Annotated in this window: 19 protein-coding genes; 5 read left to right on the top strand and 14 right to left on the bottom strand. The window is 67.9% G+C overall.

From position 1 onward, the window contains the following. Positions 1-12: 12 nt before the first annotated feature. Positions 13-684, bottom strand: coding sequence for a GntR family transcriptional regulator (locus NRB20_RS19845; protein WP_319945148.1), 672 nt, complete (start codon positions 682-684; stop codon positions 13-15). A 329-nt stretch (positions 685-1,013) separates the two neighbouring features. Here NRB20_RS19845 and NRB20_RS19840 point away from each other — a divergent pair, with 329 nt between their 5' ends. The 4 genes from NRB20_RS19840 (at position 1,014) to NRB20_RS19825 (ending at position 6,484) form a co-directional block, all read left to right on the top strand. Continuing rightward, positions 1,014-2,486: a dihydroorotase gene (locus NRB20_RS19840; protein ID WP_153411650.1), complete on the top strand. Its 1,473-nt coding sequence runs from the start codon at positions 1,014-1,016 to the stop codon at positions 2,484-2,486. Positions 2,487-2,606: 120 nt separating this feature from the next. Continuing rightward, on the top strand, positions 2,607-3,977 hold the full coding sequence (locus NRB20_RS19835) for a hypothetical protein (RefSeq protein WP_153411649.1): 1,371 nt from the start codon (positions 2,607-2,609) through the stop codon (positions 3,975-3,977). A 51-nt stretch (positions 3,978-4,028) separates the two neighbouring features. Next, positions 4,029-5,267, top strand: coding sequence for an AAA family ATPase (locus NRB20_RS19830; RefSeq protein WP_153411648.1), 1,239 nt, complete (start codon positions 4,029-4,031; stop codon positions 5,265-5,267). Then, a complete protein-coding gene (locus NRB20_RS19825) occupies positions 5,264-6,484 on the top strand; it encodes a vWA domain-containing protein (RefSeq protein WP_153411647.1) in 1,221 nt (406 codons plus the stop codon). The genes NRB20_RS19830 and NRB20_RS19825 overlap by 4 nt, the downstream gene beginning before the upstream one ends. A gap of 37 nt (positions 6,485-6,521) precedes the next feature. Here the strand turns inward: NRB20_RS19825 and NRB20_RS19820 are convergent, their stop codons facing one another. The 5 genes from NRB20_RS19820 to NRB20_RS19800 all read right to left on the bottom strand — a co-directional run bounded on the left by NRB20_RS19820 (position 6,522) and on the right by NRB20_RS19800 (position 10,900). Continuing rightward, positions 6,522-7,751 carry a cytochrome P450 gene (locus tag NRB20_RS19820; RefSeq protein ID WP_194289933.1) on the bottom strand — a complete coding sequence of 410 codons (1,230 nt, stop codon included), beginning with the start codon at positions 7,749-7,751 and terminating at the stop codon, positions 6,522-6,524. Beyond that, positions 7,748-8,341, bottom strand: a complete 594-nt coding sequence (locus tag NRB20_RS39345) for a TetR/AcrR family transcriptional regulator (RefSeq protein WP_153411645.1) — start codon at positions 8,339-8,341, stop codon at positions 7,748-7,750. Before NRB20_RS39345 ends, NRB20_RS19820 begins: the two co-directional genes overlap by 4 nt. Positions 8,342-8,428: 87 nt before the next feature. After that, entirely contained in the window at positions 8,429-9,373 is a 945-nt protein-coding gene (locus tag NRB20_RS19810; RefSeq protein WP_153411644.1) for an alpha/beta fold hydrolase, read from the bottom strand. 183 nt (positions 9,374-9,556) lie between these two features. After that, entirely contained in the window at positions 9,557-10,300 is a 744-nt protein-coding gene (locus tag NRB20_RS19805; RefSeq protein ID WP_153411643.1) for a maleate cis-trans isomerase family protein, read from the bottom strand. 30 nt (positions 10,301-10,330) lie between these two features. Next, positions 10,331-10,900 (bottom strand): TetR/AcrR family transcriptional regulator, encoded by a 570-nt coding sequence (locus tag NRB20_RS19800; protein ID WP_319945147.1) that lies wholly within the window; start codon positions 10,898-10,900, stop codon positions 10,331-10,333. An 81-nt stretch (positions 10,901-10,981) separates the two neighbouring features. On the opposite strand from NRB20_RS19800, the gene NRB20_RS19795 reads away from it, so the two are divergent. Next, entirely contained in the window at positions 10,982-11,875 is an 894-nt protein-coding gene (locus tag NRB20_RS19795) for a DUF4437 domain-containing protein (RefSeq protein ID WP_153411642.1), read from the top strand. Positions 11,876-11,920: 45 nt separating this feature from the next. Here NRB20_RS19795 and NRB20_RS19790 read toward each other — a convergent pair whose 3' ends face one another. The 8 genes from NRB20_RS19790 to NRB20_RS19755 are packed head-to-tail and all read right to left on the bottom strand — an operon-like array spanning position 11,921 to position 19,575. Next, the gene (locus NRB20_RS19790) at positions 11,921-12,664 is read right to left on the bottom strand and encodes a maleate cis-trans isomerase family protein (RefSeq protein ID WP_153411641.1); all 744 of its coding nucleotides are present in this window, start codon (positions 12,662-12,664) and stop codon (positions 11,921-11,923) included. A 31-nt stretch (positions 12,665-12,695) separates the two neighbouring features. Beyond that, positions 12,696-13,463, bottom strand: a complete 768-nt coding sequence (locus NRB20_RS19785; protein ID WP_319945146.1) for an SDR family oxidoreductase — start codon at positions 13,461-13,463, stop codon at positions 12,696-12,698. Beyond that, entirely contained in the window at positions 13,460-14,377 is a 918-nt protein-coding gene (locus NRB20_RS19780) for a hypothetical protein (RefSeq protein ID WP_153411640.1), read from the bottom strand. The genes NRB20_RS19785 and NRB20_RS19780 overlap by 4 nt, the downstream gene beginning before the upstream one ends. Continuing rightward, on the bottom strand, positions 14,374-15,063 hold the full coding sequence (locus NRB20_RS19775; protein ID WP_153411639.1) for a hypothetical protein: 690 nt from the start codon (positions 15,061-15,063) through the stop codon (positions 14,374-14,376). Before NRB20_RS19775 ends, NRB20_RS19780 begins: the two co-directional genes overlap by 4 nt. Beyond that, a complete protein-coding gene (locus NRB20_RS19770) occupies positions 15,060-16,181 on the bottom strand; it encodes an aromatic ring-hydroxylating dioxygenase subunit alpha (protein WP_319945145.1) in 1,122 nt (373 codons plus the stop codon). The genes NRB20_RS19775 and NRB20_RS19770 overlap by 4 nt, the downstream gene beginning before the upstream one ends. A gap of 9 nt (positions 16,182-16,190) precedes the next feature. Continuing rightward, entirely contained in the window at positions 16,191-17,138 is a 948-nt protein-coding gene (locus NRB20_RS19765) for an alpha/beta hydrolase family protein (RefSeq protein WP_227833685.1), read from the bottom strand. After that, positions 17,135-17,944 carry an oxidoreductase gene (locus NRB20_RS19760; RefSeq protein WP_153411638.1) on the bottom strand — a complete coding sequence of 270 codons (810 nt, stop codon included), beginning with the start codon at positions 17,942-17,944 and terminating at the stop codon, positions 17,135-17,137. Before NRB20_RS19760 ends, NRB20_RS19765 begins: the two co-directional genes overlap by 4 nt. Further along, a complete protein-coding gene (locus NRB20_RS19755) occupies positions 17,941-19,575 on the bottom strand; it encodes a nitrilase-related carbon-nitrogen hydrolase (RefSeq protein WP_153411637.1) in 1,635 nt (544 codons plus the stop codon). Before NRB20_RS19755 ends, NRB20_RS19760 begins: the two co-directional genes overlap by 4 nt. Positions 19,576-19,838 lie beyond the last annotated feature (263 nt).

Here is a 19,838-nt window from a genome sequence, read left to right as displayed (position 1 = left end):
ATCGCCATGCGCCTAAAGGATTTGGTCCTCGCCGAACAGGATCTTCAACGCGACACCCCGGTTCTCCCGCACATGACGCAGCGCGTGATCGGCCGCGACATCCGCATCACCCGCCGCGATCGCCTCGTACAGCGCCCGATGCTCGCACCACAGGTGCCCCGGATTGTCGATCTGCTGGAACAGCCATCGCAGCCGCCCCTCGAGCGGCCGGAGCAGATCGGCGAGCAGCTGATTGCCGGCCATCTCGATGATGTGGCGGTGGAATTCGGAATTGGCCCGGCTGATCCGGTCGGGATGGCCGGAAAGCGTTGCCCGCCGGGCCTTCTCGACCAGGCGCTCGAGCGTGCGCAGTTCCGCGGCGTCGGCCCGCAGTGTGGCCTCGCGGGCCGCGTAGGTCTCCAATGCCTCACGGACGCCGAACAATTCCTCGACATCGCGTCGCGAGACACGCTTCACCACGATCTTGCGCGGCGAGAGCACCTCCACGAAGCCCTCGGTGATGAGCGTCTGGATCGCCTCCCGCACCGGAATCCGCGACACCCCGAACTGCTCGGCGAGATCTCGCTCGACCAGGCGGTGTCCGGGCTCGAACTGCCCGGCGATGATGCGGTCCCGCAGTTGCTCGCAGACCTCGTCGCGCAGTCGCGTCCACTCCAGTACGGTCGCGGTCTGCTCTGTCGCCACTGGAATCTCACCCCATCCGCCGATTGTCGGCATCGCCGCACTGTGTCGATATCACGGTATACCAAAACGAATGCATCGTGCTCGTTCGTCCGAGTGCGCATCGCCGCCGAGGTGGTGATCCGGGGCTGGGAATCGGTCCTCACCACTGCGAAGTGTGTTAATCCCCGATTACGGTGCGGCCGGATATCTTGACCGGCGGTGGCGCGGTGGGCAAGCTTTGGAATACCAAAATGATTGCGGTGGGAGGTTGTCGTGCACGCAGGGTTTCGGATCATGGTCTCGCAGGACGCCGGGCAGGTGCGGGCGACGATCATCGCGGCGGTGAGCACATGAGCGCCGCTCGCATACCGGATCTCGTTGTCGCCCACGGGTTCGTCGTCAACGCCGCCGGGTTCGGTCCCGCGCATGTGGTCGTGGATCGCGGTCGGATCGTCGCGGTCCTCGATGCCGCCGCACCGGTTCCGGTGGCCGCGCGGGTGATCGATGCGGCGGGTCGCGTCGTCATTCCCGGTGGAGTCGACGGTCATTGTCACGTCGCGCAGATCACCGGTCGGTATCGCACGCTGGACGATTACGCGACCACCTCACGTGCGGCGCTGTGGGGCGGTACGACGACGATCATGGACTTCGGTATCCCGCGCGACGGCACCGAAACCCCGCTCGCCGCAGCGCTCGGCAAGCTGGAACTGGCCCGGCAGGCGCGGTGCGATGTCGCGCTGCACGCGTGTGTGATCGACTGGGACGCAACGACTCCCGATCAACTGACGGAATTGGCGGAGCTCGGCATCCGATCGGTCAAGGTCTACACGACCAATCGCGGCACCACGATGGCCGACGACGACACCGTGCTGAAGGTCATGCGGGAGATGGTCCGGCTGGACGGACTGACCTACGTGCACGCCGAGCACGACGCGATGATCGTCGACTGCACCGAACGGCACGCCGCCGCGGGCACGATCGGAATCCGGCACCTGCACCGCACCCGCCCGGAACTGGCCGAGGAGGCGTCGGTGCGCGAAGTGCTCGCGATGGCCGAATATACCGGTGCGGCAGCGTATTTCGTTCATCAGTCGACGCCGGGCGCGGTCGATCTGGTGCGCGCGGCGCGTGCTCGGGGGCTCGATGTGCACTCCGAGACCTGTCCGCACTACCTGGCCCTGGACGAGCAGGTCTATTCGGGGGAGTTCCCCGAGTGGTTCGCCTGCTGTCCGCCGATGCGTTCGCCGGAAACCGTTGCGGCACTGCGGGAACGGTTCGCCGCCGGGGCGATCGATACGATCGCCAGCGATCATTCCTGCTACGACCTGAAACAGAAGCGCGAACGTCGCGACGATATTCGCCACATGCCGCACGGCCTGCCGGGAGTCGAGACGCGGATGCCGGTCACCTTCACCGCACTGTGCGACACGCTGGGTGCGCCATGGGATCCCGCTGTCCTCCGGCGATTCGTGGACGTCTTCGCCGCGGCCCCGGCCCGGATCAACGGACTTCCCGGCAAAGGTGCCGTCGCCGTCGGTTACGACGCGGACCTCGTCGTCTTCGACCCGGATCACACGCGCTCGGTCGCGGCCACGGACCTGCACATGGGCACCGACTTCTCCCCGTTCGACGGGCGCGAACTGCGTGGCTGGCCGGAGTTCGTCATCGCTCGCGGCCGAGTCGTGCTAGACGGCAACGGATTCCACGACCCCGGCCCGACCGGACAGTTCGTGCCGCGGCACGGATACCGGGCAGCCGCAGACGCGATCGGATCCGTCGGCCGGTACTCCCGTGCGGAGTCCCCGGCCCTCGCCGAGCGGTAACGGTGGCGACAGTTCGTCAACCCCGACTGGACCGCGTCGCGCGGAGGCGTTAGCATCGGTGACGATGATTACTCATTCTGATGCAGGATTGGGGGTCGCGTTCGTTCGAGGTGAGTGCTGATGCACTCTTCGACGGACGGGATCGAATCCCGAATTTCCTTCTGGCGGCGGGTACGCGAGTTCGCGGTGCCGCCCTCCATGATCGAGAACGCCACTGCTCGGCGTCGTGCCGGGGACTGGGCCGGGGCTTGTGCCGCAGCGGGTTTCGACGTGGATGTCGATCTGCGGGCGCTGGCGTGCCGGTATGGTCGCGAGTTCGCGGCCCGGGTGCGGGCCGATCTGCGCGAACTGGCACCGGATCTGCTGCGCTGGCATATGCCCAGGGTCGCTCCCGACGGGTTGCTGAGACCCGGCCTGACCGCGACGTTGGCCCGATACGGCCCCGGAGATACCGGAAACCCTTGTGGGAGAGCGAGTCCGGTACATCTGGTGGTCCGGACCGCGCCCGCCTGGGCGGACTCCGGACAGCGGATGAGCCTGGCGCTGTGGGACGAATCCCAGCCCGAGGCCGGTATCGGCCGACATCCGCATCCCCGGCCCAACCGTCGTTTCCGATTCGATCTGCACCCGCACCTCTGGGATGCCCGACGCAGCGATGAACTCGGAATACGTTCCGGTACAGGCATATTCGACGGCGAGGGGATGGAACCCGAGTTCGGGGAAGCGGCCCGGCTGGGGTGTGCGGTCGATCGCTGGGCGGCCGAGGTCGACCTCATGCTGCGCGCGGACGGGCATCCCGATGATCCCGTGCTGGTGCGAATCGGGGCGAAGCGCAGGGTGATCGTGGAGGGCGGGGGCGATCCCGCGACACTGCGAATCGTCCGGCGCTACCCCCGTGGCGTGACACCCGCACTGTCGGTGCTACCGCACGCGGCAACCTGGGTGCTCCCGGATCTGGAATTGCTCCGGTCCGGCGCGCTCACCGCCGACCGGCTCCATCCACTGGTCGCCACGGCGCTCGTACCGGACTTCGATTCGGCCACAACGGCTTCCGTCACGAACCCGACCGGCCCGCATCTGGTGCAATGCCGGGGAGAACAGCACCGCATCGGACTGGTCGACGGGATCCTGACCGCGTTGGACCACAGTCCGGACGAGATCCGGCGGGAGGAACTGCTCGTCGCCCTGTCCGGCACCCCGCTGCCCTGTCTACAGGTGATCGATCGGGCGCACCGTCGGCCGGATTGTCTTGCGGGCGTGCGGGAACGGCTGACGCACGGTGATGTCGCGGGTGCGCTCGCCATCGTCGAGAACCTGCTCGGCCGCCAGGCGAAACTGCGCGCGGGACCATTGCGGGACGAGCTGGAGGCGGCGGCGCGGCGGGAGATCGTCTACCGACGTTTCCGTGCTGGGCAGACCGCCCCCGCGCCACCGGTGGAACGTCCGACCCGCACCCAACGCTCTCATCCACGCCAAGCCATGTCGCGCTGACCGCTCGCGCACATTTCATCCAATTCTCCTGAACCCAAAGGTGATTCACACATGCCTGCACACGCTCCGACCATGACACTGCCGCGCACTTCCCGGGTCGACACCGCCGACGAACTGCTGACCCTGCTGAACGCGGCGACCACCGAACCCCGCCCCGACATCCAGCTCGAAGCCCTGATGCTGGCCGTGGCCGCCGACCTGCCGGTGCTGCTGTGGGGTGAGCCGGGCATCGGCAAGACCGCGGCGCTGACCCAACTCGCCGAATCCCTGGACCTCCCGCTGACCACCGTCATCGCGAGTGTGCATGAGCCATTGGACTTTTCGGGTCTGCCGGTGATCGGCGACGATCCCACCACGCACGGGGTGCCGCTGGCCCCGCCGGACTGGGCGGTGCGGCTGGTGCGGGCCGGTCGCGGTCTGCTGTTCCTGGACGAACTGTCCACCGCACCGCCCGCCGTCCAGGCCGCGCTGCTGCGCCTGGTCCTCGAACGCCGGATCGGCGCGCTGCAACTGCCCGCCGGGGTCCGCATCGTCGCCGCGGCGAACCCGCGGTCCTCGGCGGCGGACGGCTGGGAGCTGAGTCCGCCGCTGGCCAACCGTTTCGTGCACCTGAACTGGATGCACGACCCCGAGGTGGTGGTGCGTGGCCTCGGCGGCATCTGGCCGCGCGCGAGTCTGCCCGAGCTGGATCCCGAAAAGTTCCCGGCGGCAGTGGCTTTCGCGCGACGTGCGGTGTGCGAGCTGCTCACTGCCCGGCCCGCGCTGGTGCATCGGCTGCCCAGTGGCGAGGCGCGTAGAGGCGGCGCTTGGCCGTCGCCGCGCAGCTGGGAGATGACCGTGCGCCTGATCGCCTTCGCCACGGCGGCCGGTGCGGGAAACGATGTGATGTCGCTGCTCATCCGGGGCACGGTCGGTGACGGTCCGGGGTTCGAGCTGCTGACCAGTATCGATCGGATGGATCTGCCCGACCCGGAGGCGCTGCTCGCCGATCCGGACGCCGCCGAACTGCCCGAACGCGGCGATCTGCGCCAGGTGGTACTGGACGGCGTGGTCGCGGCGATCCGCCGGAAACCGACGCGGGCCCGCTGGGATGCGGCGTGGTCCCTGCTGGTCCGGGCGGTGGAGACCGGTGCGCCGGATCTGGTGGTCGTCCCCGCGACCACCCTGGCCACGCTGCGCCGCGAGGACTGGGACGTGCCCGCCGCCATCGACCAGCTCGGCGGCATGGTCTCGGTGTCGCGTACGGCGAACCAGGCCGCGAATCGCGTTGCGGTGCAGGTGAAACGATGACAACACCGCTCGACGTCGACAAACTCTGTGCCGCCCGCCTGCTCGCCGTCCGGGCGCGCCCCTACCTGGCGACCGCGCTCTACGCGCTGCACCTGATCGAATCGCGCAGCGTGCCGACGATGGGTGTGGACCGCTACTGGCGCTGCTACATCTCACCGGCTTTCGTCGCCCGCAAACCGGTGGAGGAGCTGGCTTCGATTCTGGTGCACGAGGTTTCGCATCTGCTGCGCGACCATCACGGCCGCAGCGACCGCTTCGCCCGCGAACACAACCTGACCGGCGCGGCCGAACGACTGCGGATGAATATCGCCGCGGACGCCGAGATCAACGACGACGCCTTCGGCGACGGCCTGGTGGAACCCGAGGGAGCCGTCCTGCCCGCGCTGCTGGGCCTGCGCAGCGGCGAACTCATGGAGGACTATCTGCACCAGTTCCGGCTCGGCCGGCACACCGAGGAGATGGCCTGGCTCGACTGCGGCAGCGGGGCCGACGGACTGGACCGCGAATGGGAACTGGGCCCGGACGGGGCCGACGGCCTCAGCGATCAGGAATGCGACGCGGTCCGATTCCGCGTGGCCCGGGGCATCGACGGCCATCCCGGCAATGCCTCCCGCACCTGGCGTCGCTGGGCGCAGGAAGCGCTGCACCCACCGCAGCCGTGGCGCGATCTGCTGCGCGCCGCCATTCGCGCCGCCGCCTGCGCACCCGGCATCGGTGACGACTACACCTACGGCCGGCCCGCCCGCCGCGCAACCGCCCTGCCCCGCGTGGTGCTGCCCAGCCTGCGCCACATGCCCGCGCGGGTGAGCGTCATCATCGACACCTCGGGCTCGGTCAGCGACGAGGAACTCGGCAGCGCCCTACTGGAAACCTTCGCCATCACCCGCGCTCTGGGCGGCCGCCGCGACCTGCTCAGCGTCCTGTCCTGCGATGCCGCCGCCCGCATCGCCCACCCTCTCTGCGAGGCCGACGGCATTCCCCTCATCGGTGGCGGCGGCACCGACCTGCGCGTCGGGTTCACCAGAGCCCTACGCGCGCAACAACATCCGGACGTCATCGTCGCTCTCACCGACGGCCACACCCCCTGGCCCAGCACCCGCCCCGCCTGCCGCACCGTGGTCGGTCTCTTCGGCCACCAGCGGGCCTGGCGCGAACACGACCCCAACTATGTCCCGAATCGCCCACCCGCCTGGGCCCGAGTCGTCCAGATCGGCTGACGACACTCTGTGTCCAGGTGCGGCGGACCCGGTGAATTCACCGAGCACTCGTATGCGGGGCGCGGAGCGTGATCGGCAGACTACGCAAGCCACGCAACACCGGGCTCGCGATTCGTTCCGGCGTTCCGGAGGGAGCCATGAACGGCACCCGGCGGGCGATTTCCTCGATCGCCGCAACGGCTTCCATCCGCGCCAGCGCATTACCGATGCAGTAGTGAATACCCGCACCGAATGCCAAGTGGTCCTGCGTATTCGGACGATCGAGCCGGAATTCGTCGGGGTCGGCGAACCTGCTCGGATCCCGGTTGGCCGAGCCGACCAGCGGCAGCACGTAGGCTCCGGCGGGGATCGTGGCGCCGCCGAGCTCGACCTCGGCGGTCGTGACCCGCAGCAGCGCCTGCGCCGGGCCGTCGAAACGCAATGTCTCGGTGACGGCGGCTGCCGCGGCCACTGGTTCGGCGCGCAATCGGTCGCGGATGTCGGGCCGGTCGAACAGGGCCAGTGCGGTATTGGCAATCAGATTCGTGGTGGTTTCGTGGCCCGCGACGAGCAGCAGGATGCAGAAATTCACGGCTTCCGCGGTGGTGAGCGCCTCCGCTCCGGTGCCGGTGACCAGGGAACCGATCATATCGTCGCCGGGTGCGCGGCGACGGCGGCGAACCGCGCGGTAGAAGTACCAGGAGATGGCGATCGCGCTGCGGATCATCGCGGTGCGGCTGCCGCCGGTGAGCAGTCCGTCGATCAGTCCGTCGGACCAGCGTTTGAAATCCTCGCGTCGATCGGCGGGCACCCCGAGCATTTCGGCGATGATGATGGCGGGTAGCGGGGCGGCCAGATCGCGCACCAGATCGGGGTTACGAACGGTCGTCATCTGGTCGACCAGTTGCGCGGTGACCTCCCGGATACGTGGCTCCCACGCCGCGATGCGACGCGGCGTGAAGGCGCGACTCACCTTGTGGCGCAACATCGTATGGTCGGGCGGATCGCTGGTCAGCAGCACCCGGACGGCGGGGATGCCGGACAGCGATCGGGTCAGCCACGTCGGGGGGTTCATGGTCGGATTGAACGGATCCGAACCGATCGCGGAGATCGCGGAGGAGAAACGTTCCGCGTCGCGGATGACCGTCCGCACATCGTCGTAGCGACTCACGATCCACAGGTCGGGGTCGAGCGAGTGGAAGACCGGAGCCCGCTCCCGCAACAGCGCGTAACTCGGATAGGGATTCTCGATCACGGCGGGATCGTTGAAATCGAAGCTGTACGTCATGGTTTCGCCCCCAGTGCGGTCAGTAGTGAATCCACCCATTCCTCGACGAAGCGATCGTCGGTGGTGCCGAGCGGGCGGTGGCGATAGACGTTCGTCATCACCCAGAAGTTCTCGATCGCGCCCAGCCAGATGGTGGTCATCGCCTCGAAATCGCGTTCGGGCAACTGCTCCTGCGCGGCCCGCTCGGTCAGCCAGCCCGCGAGATAGGTGTAGGACGGGCTGAACAATCGCTCCCGCGCCTGGGTCATCACCTCGGGAAACTGCTCGGACTCCTTCATCATGACCCGAATCAGGTTGCCCCAGTTGGACATCAGCAGCAGCGAACCCCGCGCGACCAGCACCAGTTCGGCGCGCAGATCTCCGAGCGGAAACATCGGCGCCAGCGCGAATCCGGTCTCCGCCAACGTGATAGCCGCCTCGACCGCGGCCGCGAGCACCTTCTCCTTGGATGCGAAGTGCGTGTACAGCGCCCCGGACCGCGGCGACAGCCCCGCTGCCTCCTCGATGGCCGCGACGCTGGTCGACGCATACCCCTGTTCGGCGAACAACCGCAACGCCGCGGCGACGATCCGCTCCCGAGTACTGTCCACTTCGGCTTCCCCAATCACCTGTTTGGATATACCAATCGTATGTTTGGGCTGTTGGAGAGCGCAAGGGGCAGTTTCGGGCGGCGACGACTACGTCCCGGTGAGTACCTGGAAGGGTGCTGATTCGGGAGCTGGGGACCGGGGGAGGTAGTCGGTGGTTCCGGCGAAATATTGGGTGGTCCAGCGGACGGCGAGTTGTTGCAGGGTGGTGGTGTTGGCGGGTTGGGGTGTGCCGCAGAGTGATTCGGCCAGCAGGTCGGTGCTGGGGCCTTCGGCGTCGGTGTGTTCGCCGGTGGTGAGGCGTACGCCGAGGAGGGGGCGGTGGAGGTCGGTTCGCAGCGCGGTGGTGCCGGTGCCGAAGTTGTTGCAGGGGGCGGGTGGGCCGGAGATGGTGAGGATCGGTAAGGGGGTGGGGGACAGGTCGGTGAGGGCGGTGTCGGTGTTGGCGCCGAGGAAGGATTTGACGGGGTCCAGCAGGATGAGGCCGCGGAGGTTCGGCCAGGTGGCCGGGTAGGTGGTGTGCAGGCGGTGGGCGACGTATTCGACGGCTTCGGCTCCGGCTGAGTGGCCGATGAAGACATAGCGGTGCGGGATCGCGGGCGGGGTGACTCCGGTGCGGGTGGCCGCCGCGGCCAGGGCGGTGGCGAGGGGGCCGGTGGGATCGGTTGCGGTGCCGAACAATTGGGCGACCCGGTCGAGGAACGGGGTGTTGTCGCCGAGGTTCTGCAGGGTGCAGCCGTGCGCGTTCAGAAACGGCAGGGTGGGGGTGAAGACGAGATAGCCTGCGGCGGAGAGAGTTCGGGCCAGGTCCGCGACGTCGGTCGCGGTGCGGGCGAAACCGTGTTGGAGCCAGACCAGGCCGCGGGGTGTGCCGGGCGGGAGATACCAGGCCGCGTCCTGACGCAGGACGCTGGCGGCGCAGGGCAGATCGATCGAGCCGGATAATCGGCCGGTATCGGCGACGGCGGGGGTGAATCCGGCGGCGGTGACGCACGCCGTGGTGAGGACGATCAGGGTCGAATTGCGCAGGATCATCGCGACTCCACATGCGGGACAGGCGGTTTCCGAGAATGACTGCCTGCGCCGAGCGTGCCGGAGACAGTGTCACATCGTCACCGGTGTGTTTCCTCATACAAAACGGTGTTCCGTATGAGGAAATTGTACGACGTACACGCGCACATGGGGAGGTGGAAGTGGAATCCGGTCGACCCGGAAATCTCAGTGCTCGCGCAGCAGCTGTCCGGCGCCCTCGACGCGATCGTCGATACCGTGCTCGCGCAACGCATGCCAGAGCGTCGCGGCATTGATCGCGATCACCGGTTTACCCAGCTCGCGTTCGAGTTCGTCGGCGGTAGCGACGAAGGACAGATTCGTGCCGACCTGCACGATGGCCTCCACATCCGGCCCGTCCAGCTCCGCGACCAGCGCGCGCAACGGGTCGGGTGCGACCCGGGCGATATCCATCGCGGTCGGGCAGCGCAGCCCGGTGATCGCGGCGACCTCGAATCCGGCCTCACGGAAGAACGTGCCGACCTGTTCGTCGGCGATCGGCTGATACGGCGAGAACACCGAGATCCGCCGACATCCCAACGCGTGCAACGCCGCTCGGCACGAACTGGCCCCGGTCGTCACCGGCAGGCCGGTACGGTCGCGCAGCCGCTTCTCGAATGCCGCGTTACCCTCCACGCCACCCCAGAACGTCTCGGCGGACATGCCCATCACCATGCGATCGGGTTCGGCGGTGAGCGCGTCGCGGACGGCGGTCTCGATGGACGCGCGGATCTGCCCCAGCAGCGCCCGGAAGTCGTCGTCGTTGCCCATCACCGGATCCGGGATGTACATCGACCCCGCGCGATAGCTCACCCCGGGCACCCCGGCACGCCAATAGTCGTGCTCCACAACGGTATTCGTGCTGGGTACGATCACGCCGAAGACGGCGCGGGGTCCCACGATATTGGTCATGTCGAACTCCTCGAGATAGGGACGACCAGGTCAATGTCCCTGGGCCGGAAGGTGATTCAGGGCTTCGGTGACCGCGCGATGGGCCCGCTCCCGATCGGCGGGCGCGTCCAGCAGCAAGGTGTCGACCAGCAGCGGCGCCACGATGCTCATGGCGATCTCCTCGGCCGTCGCGCGCTCGCGCACCCCCACCGCCCGCACCGCGGCACGGAAGGGCGCGAGCAGATCCGCGACGTACCGGTGCCGCAGCTCCACGCACTCCGGATCGGTCGCCGACGCGGTGACCAGCGCGCTCAGGAACGCCGCAACGGGCTTGTCGCGCAAGCGATCACAGAGCGAGTCGACTTCCGCGTGCAGATCCGCGACCGGATCTCCGGTGGGCGCGGGGGAGGGGTGCGGCGCGACGGTGATGAGCGCGGCCAGGAAGTCCTTGGGCGCGGGCCAGTGCCGGTAGATGGTGGTGCGGGCGACCCCGGTCATCGCGTGCAGGCGCTGCGGGGTCAGGGCCGCCGCGCCCTCGGTGAGGATCAGTTCCAGGGCGGCGGTGAGCACGATCTCGGCGGTCTCACTGGCGGGTCCGGCGGGGCGTCCTGGTCTGTTCACGGTAATAAACGATACATCTTGTGTTGGTTATTGTTAAGCGCTACATTCTGTATTGGAAACAGCGCTGCCGCAGGAGGTTCCATGCGCCCGCACGTCGAACTCATCGATGAAAAAGATCTGATCTGGCATCCGGCCGAGTTCCGGCACGCCACCGGTAGCGCCGAACAGCGCAACCTCAGCTATGACGAGGAGGATGGTTCGGCCTCGCTGAAGGTCCGTTTCACCAGCGACTGGTCGCGCCCGGCCGGAGTGCACACGGCCGAGACCGAGTGGTATGTGCTGTCCGGGCGGGTGCGCCTGGGCGAACAGGAACTCGGGGCCGAAGGCTACTGGACCGCGCCTCCGGGGGTGTGGACTCCGGCGCTGGAGGTCCAGGCGGGCACGGAGATCCTGCTGTTCCGCGAACGCGGCGGCTGGGAGTTCGAGCCCGCCGCGGGCAACGGCGAATCCGTGCGCCCCGACCAGGAACTCATCGTGCTGGACACCGCGTCGATGCCCTGGATCGACGTGAAGGACGGCAGCCCGATGCGTTTCGACCTGGGCGGCACGCCGGTCCCGGGCCTGTATATCAAACTGCTGCACCGGGATCCGGAGACCGGCTTCTACACCCGCCTGATCAAGGCCAAGCCCGGCTGGCGGGAGGTGCCGCTCGCGCATCACCCGTGCAGCGAGGAGGCGTACTGCCTGGACGGCGGTTTCGAATACAACTTCGGCACCATGTGGCCGGGAACGTACTTCTGGCGTCCCGCCTTCATCCGGCACGGCGATTTCACCGCCGACGCGGAGAAGGGCTGCACCTGGATCATCCGGTCCGACGCGGATCTGGTCGACTGGTACACCGAGGACGCCACGGTCACCATGTCGGGCAACGCGACCAACTGGGGCCCGGAATTCCCGGACACCCTCCCGCCGAAGTTCATCGAACCGGTGCGTTCGGCCTCGATCGGCGCGTGGGCGAACCCGAGCCGTCAGTGACGCGCGGCGGCCCCTCCGGGGTTACCGGAGGGGCCGCTCTCGTGCTCAGTGCTCCCGCAACAACGATCCGGCGCCGTCGATGCGATCGGTGAACCCGTTGTCGCGCAACGCCATCCACCAGATCGCCGCATTGATCGCCAGCACCGGCTTACCCAGCCAGCGCTCGGCCTCGTCGGCCAGCCGGACCATCGACAGATTCGTCCCGCACTGCACGATCGCGTCCACATCGTCGCCGTCGACCTCGAGCAGCGCCGCCCGCAACTCGTCCTCGCTCACGTGCGCGATGGAAACCGCTGTGGGACAGCGCAATCCCCTGATCCGCCGCACCTCGAACCCGAGCTCACCGAAGAACCGCACCACATTCTCATCACCCACGGCCTGATACGGGGTGACCACGCCGATGCGGTGCGCCCCACTCTGTTCGAGCGCGCGCCGACACGCCTCGGCCCCGGTGGCGACCTGCAAACCGGTCACCTCGTGGATCTGCCGGACGAACCGCTTGTTGCCTTCGACTCCGCCCCAGAAGGTTTCGGCCGACATCCCCATCACCATGTAATCGGGTTCGCAGGTCAGCACGCGTTCGCAGGCGGCGACGATCTCGTCGCGGATCTGGTCGAGCAGCCGTTCCATCCCGGCGTCGTCGCCCATGTGCTGATCGCGGATGTGGATGCGGCCGATGTGCGCGGTCACGCCGGGCACGGCCATGCGGGTCAGATCCGCTTCCACGACGGTATTGGTCGAGGGGGCCAGGACGCCGAATTTGGCGCGCCAGCCGAGGATGTCGGGCATGGGAGATCTCCTGCGGTCGAGGGAGTGTCGCTCAGGCCGCGAACGGGTCGCGGGTGTGGAACGGCGCGGTGGCGAAACGGCGGATCACCTTGCCCGTGGTCAGCCAGGACACCCGCGCGCCGTTGCGGGTGCGGGTCACGGCCCGTTCGGCGAGCCAGGGGGCGACGGTGTCCACCGGATCGGCGAGAATCGTGAAAATCCTGCGGGCCTTGGCCAATTCGTCCGGATCGTCGTAACCGTGGGTGAGTAGATCGGTGGTGACCATGCCGGGGCTCAGCACCCCGACCGATACTCCGGCGGGAACTTCCTTGGCGAGCGCGTCGGTGAGGTATGTGACGGCGCGTTTGGTGGCGCCGTAGACGCCCAGGCCCGGCACCGACCGTCCGTCGCTGCCCAGGCCCTCCATATTCCAGATGTGCCCGCCGCGATCCCGCATCCCGGTGATCGCCACGGCGCATCCGTTCAGCACGCCGATCAGGTTGGTGCCGACCACTTTTCGCGCTTCTTCGACGGGGAGTTCCCACATCGGCGTGCGGGTGTGCGAGACGCCCGCGTTGTTGATCCAGATGTCCACGCCGCCGAACCGTTCGGCCGCCGCGTCCCAGAATGCTTGCAACTCGGCGCGTTCGGTGGTGTCGGCGGCGAATACCACTGCGGTATCACCCAATTCACCACATAGCGCCTCGATCCGCGCCGGATCGGTGCCGCAGACCGCGACCCGATGCCCGCGGGCCAGCAGCGCGCGGGCCATACCCAATCCGATACCCCGGGTGCCGCCGGTGACGACGACGTTGCTCACTGCCGCTCCAGCACGCCGTGCAGGACCACCGCGAGCCGGTTGTGCTCGTACAGCTGATAGGCCACCGCCAGCGTCGACCCCGCACCCATCCCGGGCTCGGCGTCCATCATGAATTCCCGCCCGATCAACCGGCGGCCGTCGGCATAGTGCAGGCGGACGAAATTGGCTCGGCCGCAGGCGAGTCCGCTGCCGTAGGCGTCCGGGCCCTCGTGGAAGGTGCGTGCGCCGTCGCGGCGTATCGCGATCCGCAGATCGGATTCGACCGGTCCCGCGAGAGTCAGGTGGTGCTCGGCGGTGAGCAGGTCGCGCGGCGCGATCGTGCGGGTCATCCGGGACTTGCCGATACTCTGCTGATCGGCCGACCACAGTTCCAGATCACCGGCGAAACTGCTGTCGTCCTTGGTCGCGAAGGTGAATGTGACACCACCACAGCGGGTTTCGGTGTCGATCCGTTCCTGTGCGAGGGCCGGATCGCGGGTGTAGAGGCCGGTGAAGACCCCGACCATCGCCGGGCCCTGGTACAGCACCGACGAGTAGATCTGGGTGTCGCCGACGGTCTGGTTCCACGTGTTCAAGGCGACCTGCCAGCCCGGACCGTAGTAGTTGGCGTCCACGAAACCGCCGTAGGGCTGGCCGGATCCGTAGAAATCGGGCCCGGTGTAGATCCGGTCGCCGTCGGAGTCCACCACCCCGAATTCGAACGGCGCGCCGAGCGCGAAGCGTCCGGCCATCCGCCCGCCGCCGGTGAGCCCGCCGTCCATGTAGTACGTGGTCCTGCCGTCCTCGAAGACCGAGGACCGGCGAATGTCCTCGAACCCCAGCCACACCCCTTCGTGGTCGAAAAGCGAAGGGCGGCCGACCCATTCACCGGTGATGCGCTGCTGCCAGCGGCTCGGTTCCGCTTGTTCGCTCATCGCGCCAACTCCATGCGCACCCGCTCGGACTGCTCGACGCCCAGCATCCGCGTCACCTGCTGCCACACCGGGTCGACCTCGGGGCTGAACAGATTGGCCCGATTGGCCAGATCGCGCGCCGGGAGATCGGCCTCGGGTGTGGGAACTCCCTTGTCCATCAGGGAGATCCAGTGCCGCAGATACGCCTCGACGGTCTCGCCGAGTGCGGTGAACGCGGGTTCGGTCGCCCGGCACACCACCATCCACGGCGACATCATCGCCCGCTGCCGCGGCCCGACGGCTGCCGCGGAGACACCCTCGATCTGCCAGGCCGCGTCCAACAGCGGCGTCAGTGGCAGGAAGGCCGCATCCAGATAGGCCAGATTCACCGCGAGGTCCGCGCGCGGCACCAGATCCAGATGCATCGCGTAGTACTCGCCGTGATGCACCGAATCCAGCGTGAAATGCGGTACGGCGGAATCGGGTTCGGTGAACGCGAAGATCATGTGGCTGTCCAGCCCGATCGGCGGCACCACCAGATCGACGGTCACCAGCTTGTCGATCGGCCCGCCGCGGAACACCCGCAGCCGGCCCACCGGCTCGGGTGACATCGGACTCACCAGCGCTTCATCCTCTTCGACGCTGGAACCCAGTGCGCCGGACAGTGTTTCGAGAGTTCGGTCGCTCAACTCGGCGGTCAGGCTCATCGGGGGTCTCCTCCTTGGCGGGCCTTGTGCACCCAGGCTGCGGCGAGTTCGGGATTGTCGTGGCGGGCCGGTGAGGCCAGGACGGTGGCCCGGCGTCGCGGCGAATCGCCGGTGACGACATCGTCACCGCCGACCCACCAGCCGTCCTTGATCAGCTGGGCGCGGCGGCGGCGATAGGCGACCTGCAACGCGTCGCTGCGCACGTGCAGCTCGTCGGACAGGTCGAACGGAAGTAGTTCGGGGCGTTGGGATTCCACCACCGGACGGTCCTGCAGCAGGATCTTCTCGATCCGCTTGCGGGTATTGCCGTCGGCCCAGCCGCCGGTGAAGAAGTTGCGGAAGCCCAGGATCTTGATCAGCGTGCGATCCTGCGACAGCGGGATGTTGAAGTCGTAGAGCATCAGATCGCCGATCGGCAGCCGCACGTGCAGTTTCACGATGTTCGGCAGGTACCACGCATTGGTGACGGTGACGAAGTCCGGCAGTTCCTTGCCGCGGAACAGCAAGCCCCACAAGCCTTTCGGCGGCGGCGGGCTCAGCGGGATGTCCGCCTCGGCCGACCAGTCGGTCTGGCGCACCCGGAAATCGGGGATCTCGGGTTTGTCCGGATTGCCGAACGCGGTGCCGTGCACGAACGGGGTGTGCGAGGCGTCCACGACGTTCTCGAAGGTGCGTTCGTAGTTGGCGTCCACGACCATCTCGTACTGCACGGCCCGGAAACTCGGATCCGCCCACTGCGGAATCTCCGGAATCGGCGGCCGCTGCTCCTCGGGCAGATCGCCGAGGAACGCCCACACCATGCCGTACCGCTCCACGGCCGGATAGGCGTCCACCCGGGCCTTGCGCGGGATGGCGCGTTCGGGTGCGTTGGCGGGAATGCGCACGCAGACGCCGTTCGAGTCGTACTGCCAACCGTGATACGGACACGTGATGCAGTCCCCGCTGACCGTCCCCATCGACAGTGCGCCGCCGCGATGCACGCACAGATCCGACAGGCAGATCGGCTCACCCGATTCGGTGCGATAGAGCACGAAATCCTGGCCCAGACAGCGCACCTGCCGCGGTGTGCGGCCCACCTTGTCCGCGAATTCCAGTGCGTACCAGAAGTTCTTGAGCACCGTGATCTCCTAGCGCCGCTTCAATAACAGTCCGTCGTCGAAACCCGCCAGCTCGTCGCGGGCGGTCGCCGAATCCTTCAGATGGGCGTCCAGGAACAACGTTGTCAACCGGGCGAACGGGGTCAGGGCGTCGACCTCGGCGGCCTCGTCCAGGAAGGCGCGGGCCGCGGTGGGATCGGCGTCGGCGATGCCGAAGTGATTCGCGCCCGGCACGGTGGCGAGGATGTGATCGCCCTCGGGCAGCGCCTCGGTGAAGGTCCGCACCACCGGGTCCGGGCGGTCCTCGCCCTCGCCGTAGCGGTCGGCACTGCCCTTGATCACCCCGTCGTTCCCGCCGACGCCCAGCAGCACCGGACACTCCACCTGGGCGGGCAGGACGGTGCCGGGATCCCAGCCCAGCATGGTCGCGACCATGGTGTGCGCACCCCAGGCGAACACCGCGCGCACGGCCGGGAAGTAGCGCGCGGACTGCAACACCACGGTGCCGCCCGCGGAATGCCCGCCCAGCGCGATGCGGTCGAGATCCATTGCGCCACGCAGCGGTTCGGTCTCATTCAGTTCGGCGAGCGCGTCCAGGACGGCCGGAATGGTCGGGCAGGTGGGCCGGGTGCCGTAGGTGTCCGGCCGCGCGGCGGCCAGGTCCACGCCCGGGGTCAGCCCGCGCTGTCCGCCGAACAGATCCGCGACGCGATCGAAAGTGACCACCACATAACCGGATTCGGCGAGGGCGGAGGCGAAACGGCGATAGGAGTCCTGCCCGACATTGACGCCGGACAGGAACAGCACCACCGGATAGGGCGCGTCGGCGGGATCGGGTGCGAAAACGCCGGTGAGGCGTTCGGCATCGTCCCCGGACGCGACGGCGGGGTAGTAGACCTTGAGATGTGCGGTGTCGAACGGGGCGTCACCCTCGGTGCGCGCGGACCACCACAGCGAACGGATCAGTCGCATGCTCATCCCACCGGCCTCGGCAGCACGCGGTCCCCGCCCCACAGGGCGCGCACCAGACGCTGGGTCAGTTCGGCCCCGAACATGCGCTCTCCCATCACATTCGCCGGATCACGCTCGGCGATATTGCGCCGGATCCGCAGATCCCGATCCGCGAGCGCGGCGCGTTCCTCGTCGGGTACCGGTTCGGCGGCATCGACCCAGCCGAGCCACTGATCCACCTTCGCGGTGAGCAGTTCGGCGACGGTGTCCAGATTCGGGCGGTTCGCCGGGAACGAATAGCAGTACGCCACCGGGGAGAGGCTGGCGCGGATGAACCCGGTGCGACTGGTGAACCAGGTGAAATCCGGGTGGTCCTCCTTGAAAGCCAGCCACGGTGCGTCGGCCTCGGCGTAGTAGCTGTCGTAGTAGTCGCCGTCGCCGACCAGGTCGCCGCGCGGCACCCCGTCCACGTAGAACCAGCCCTGCGGCCACAGCAGCAGCGCCGAGGCCAGATGCGGCACCCGGACCTGCGGGCCCAGCCAGGCGGTGAGGTGCAGATTCACGAAACCCGTTCGGGGATCACCGATCCAGGAGTGTACGAGCCAATCGATCTCGGGTCCGGAGTAGGCGGCGAGACTGCCGGACGGGCCGGTGGCGGCGTCGCCGTAGGAGTCCAGATCGGTGGTGCAGGGATCGCGGGTGAGTTCGAAACGTCCGGCGATCTTGTCCTTCAATCCGGACAGCAGTTCCTGCCATTCGTTGAAGGTCTCGGTGACATCGACGCGCGGATTCTCGTCGACCATCTGCTCGACGTGTTGCAGGGTTTCGCTCATGAGGGCTCCGATTCGGTTGTCGCGGTGGCGGGTTCGCGCAGCAGGGCGGCGACGGCGGCGGGTGGGCGGCCCGCCAGCAGATCGGTGCCGCGCGAGACGGCGCGGTTCACCGCCTGCGCGGGTCGGATGACGGCCCGCATCCGGTCGGCCCCCGGCGGTGCGGGGATTACCTCGGGATGGCTGATCACACCGGTGAACGGGCCCTTCCAGGCGGTCCAGAGGGTGAAATCGGGGCTCAGGGCATAGCTCGAGGCGGTCAGTGATCCGGACGAATCCAGTGCTGCCGCAACGATGTTGAGCCGGTTCTCGGCCGCGCGCTCGGGCAGGCCGAGGCGGGTTTCCCACGGTTCGCCGATGGTGTGCGGTACGGCCACCACATCGGCGTCGGCGAGGGCGGCCGAACGGAATATCTCCGGGAACAGCGCGTCATCGCCGACGACGAGAGCCATTCGGCCCCAGGGTAATTCGAATATCTCGAGCCCGGACCCGAGGTCGGTGAGCCAGGGATGACGTGCAGTGCGATGCAGTTGTGGCTGGCGGCCGACGACGCCGGTCGCGTTCACCAGAACCGCGACGTGTGCGGCGTCCTCGCGGATCGACAGCACCGCGTGCGCGGTGCTGCCGCGCAGTGCCGCGACGACTTCGTCCACGGTTCCGGTGAGTTCCGGCAGCACGATCAACTCTGTTCCGGCACCGGCGAGTTCGGTGATCACCGCGGTGTCGGCCAGGGCCGCGGCGACCGGGATCTCGTCCGCACCCGCCGGGGCCTGTCGCACCGATCGGACCGACGACGCCGCGTAGATCGACGGCCGCCGGGCGGTGAGGACATCGGTGCCGTCGGGACGACGTTTGTCGTCCGCGAGGGCGATATCGATATCCGCGACGATCACCGCCTCACCGTGCCGCGGTGCGCGGGCGACGGTGGTGCCGTCGGGCGCCACGATCTGGCTCTCACCCGCACCGTGCAACCGGTCCGGCGGCACGCCCAGCTTCGCCGCGATATCGGGCAGTTGCGCCTCCGGCAGCAGCGGCCCGACCTTGTTCGCGGCCACCACCCACACCTTGTTCTCCGCGGCACGCACCGGAATGTGCAGGCTCGCTTCGTCGGTTGCGAAGGAGTTGAGGCTGTTGAGCAGCACCTGCGCGCCCCGCACCGCGAGCGAGCGCGTGACCTCGCAGATGACGCCCTCCATGCAGGCGTACATGCCGATCCGGCCGAGCGGGGTGTCGATGATCTCCGAATCGGTTTCGCCCCGATCCAGGTGATCGTTCTCCGCGCCCATCAGGATCTGCTTGTCGGACTGGCCCAGCAGCGCGCCGTCCGGGCCGTACAGCAGGCCGGTGCCGGTGATCCGGCCGTCCTCGCGGGCGAGGGTGATGCCGATCTTGACGTACATCGCGTGCCGCGCGGCACGCTCGGCGATTGCGGTCAGGAATCGATCTTCGAGTCGGCACGCCATTCGGTGCGCATGGGCGCGGTCGGCGTACCACGATAGGTGGTTACAGAATTCGGGCAGGACCACCAGGTCGGCTCCGGCTGCCGCGGCGGCGTCGACGACGCGCAGACAGGTGTCGAGGTTGGCCGCGACATCGGTTCCGGCGGCGAGCTGGGCGGCGGCGACTCGCGTCATTGAACGCGCACCTCCAATCGAAGGCGTTTCGGACAACGAAACGCCGTTTCCAACAATTGCGATTCTGTACCGGCGGTGCGGATCTGTCCAGCCGATGGCGAAGATTTCCTGCCGCAATGGTCACCGGCACGTGAAAATCCCCTGTTTCCAGGCCGTTACGCGCTCGTTCTCGCTTGACAGCGGCGGTTACCGACGGTTCAATATGGCAACTGCGAAACCGTGTTTCCTGATGCGAAACAGGTGCTGGAGGTGAGAGATGACCA

Origin of the sequence: Nocardia macrotermitis, assembly GCF_009604405.1 — a bacterium.
Lineage (GTDB): Bacteria > Actinomycetota > Actinomycetes > Mycobacteriales > Mycobacteriaceae > Nocardia > Nocardia macrotermitis.
The sequence above is the reverse complement of the archived record's forward strand: the minus strand, read 5'-3'. Positions and strand labels throughout refer to the sequence as shown.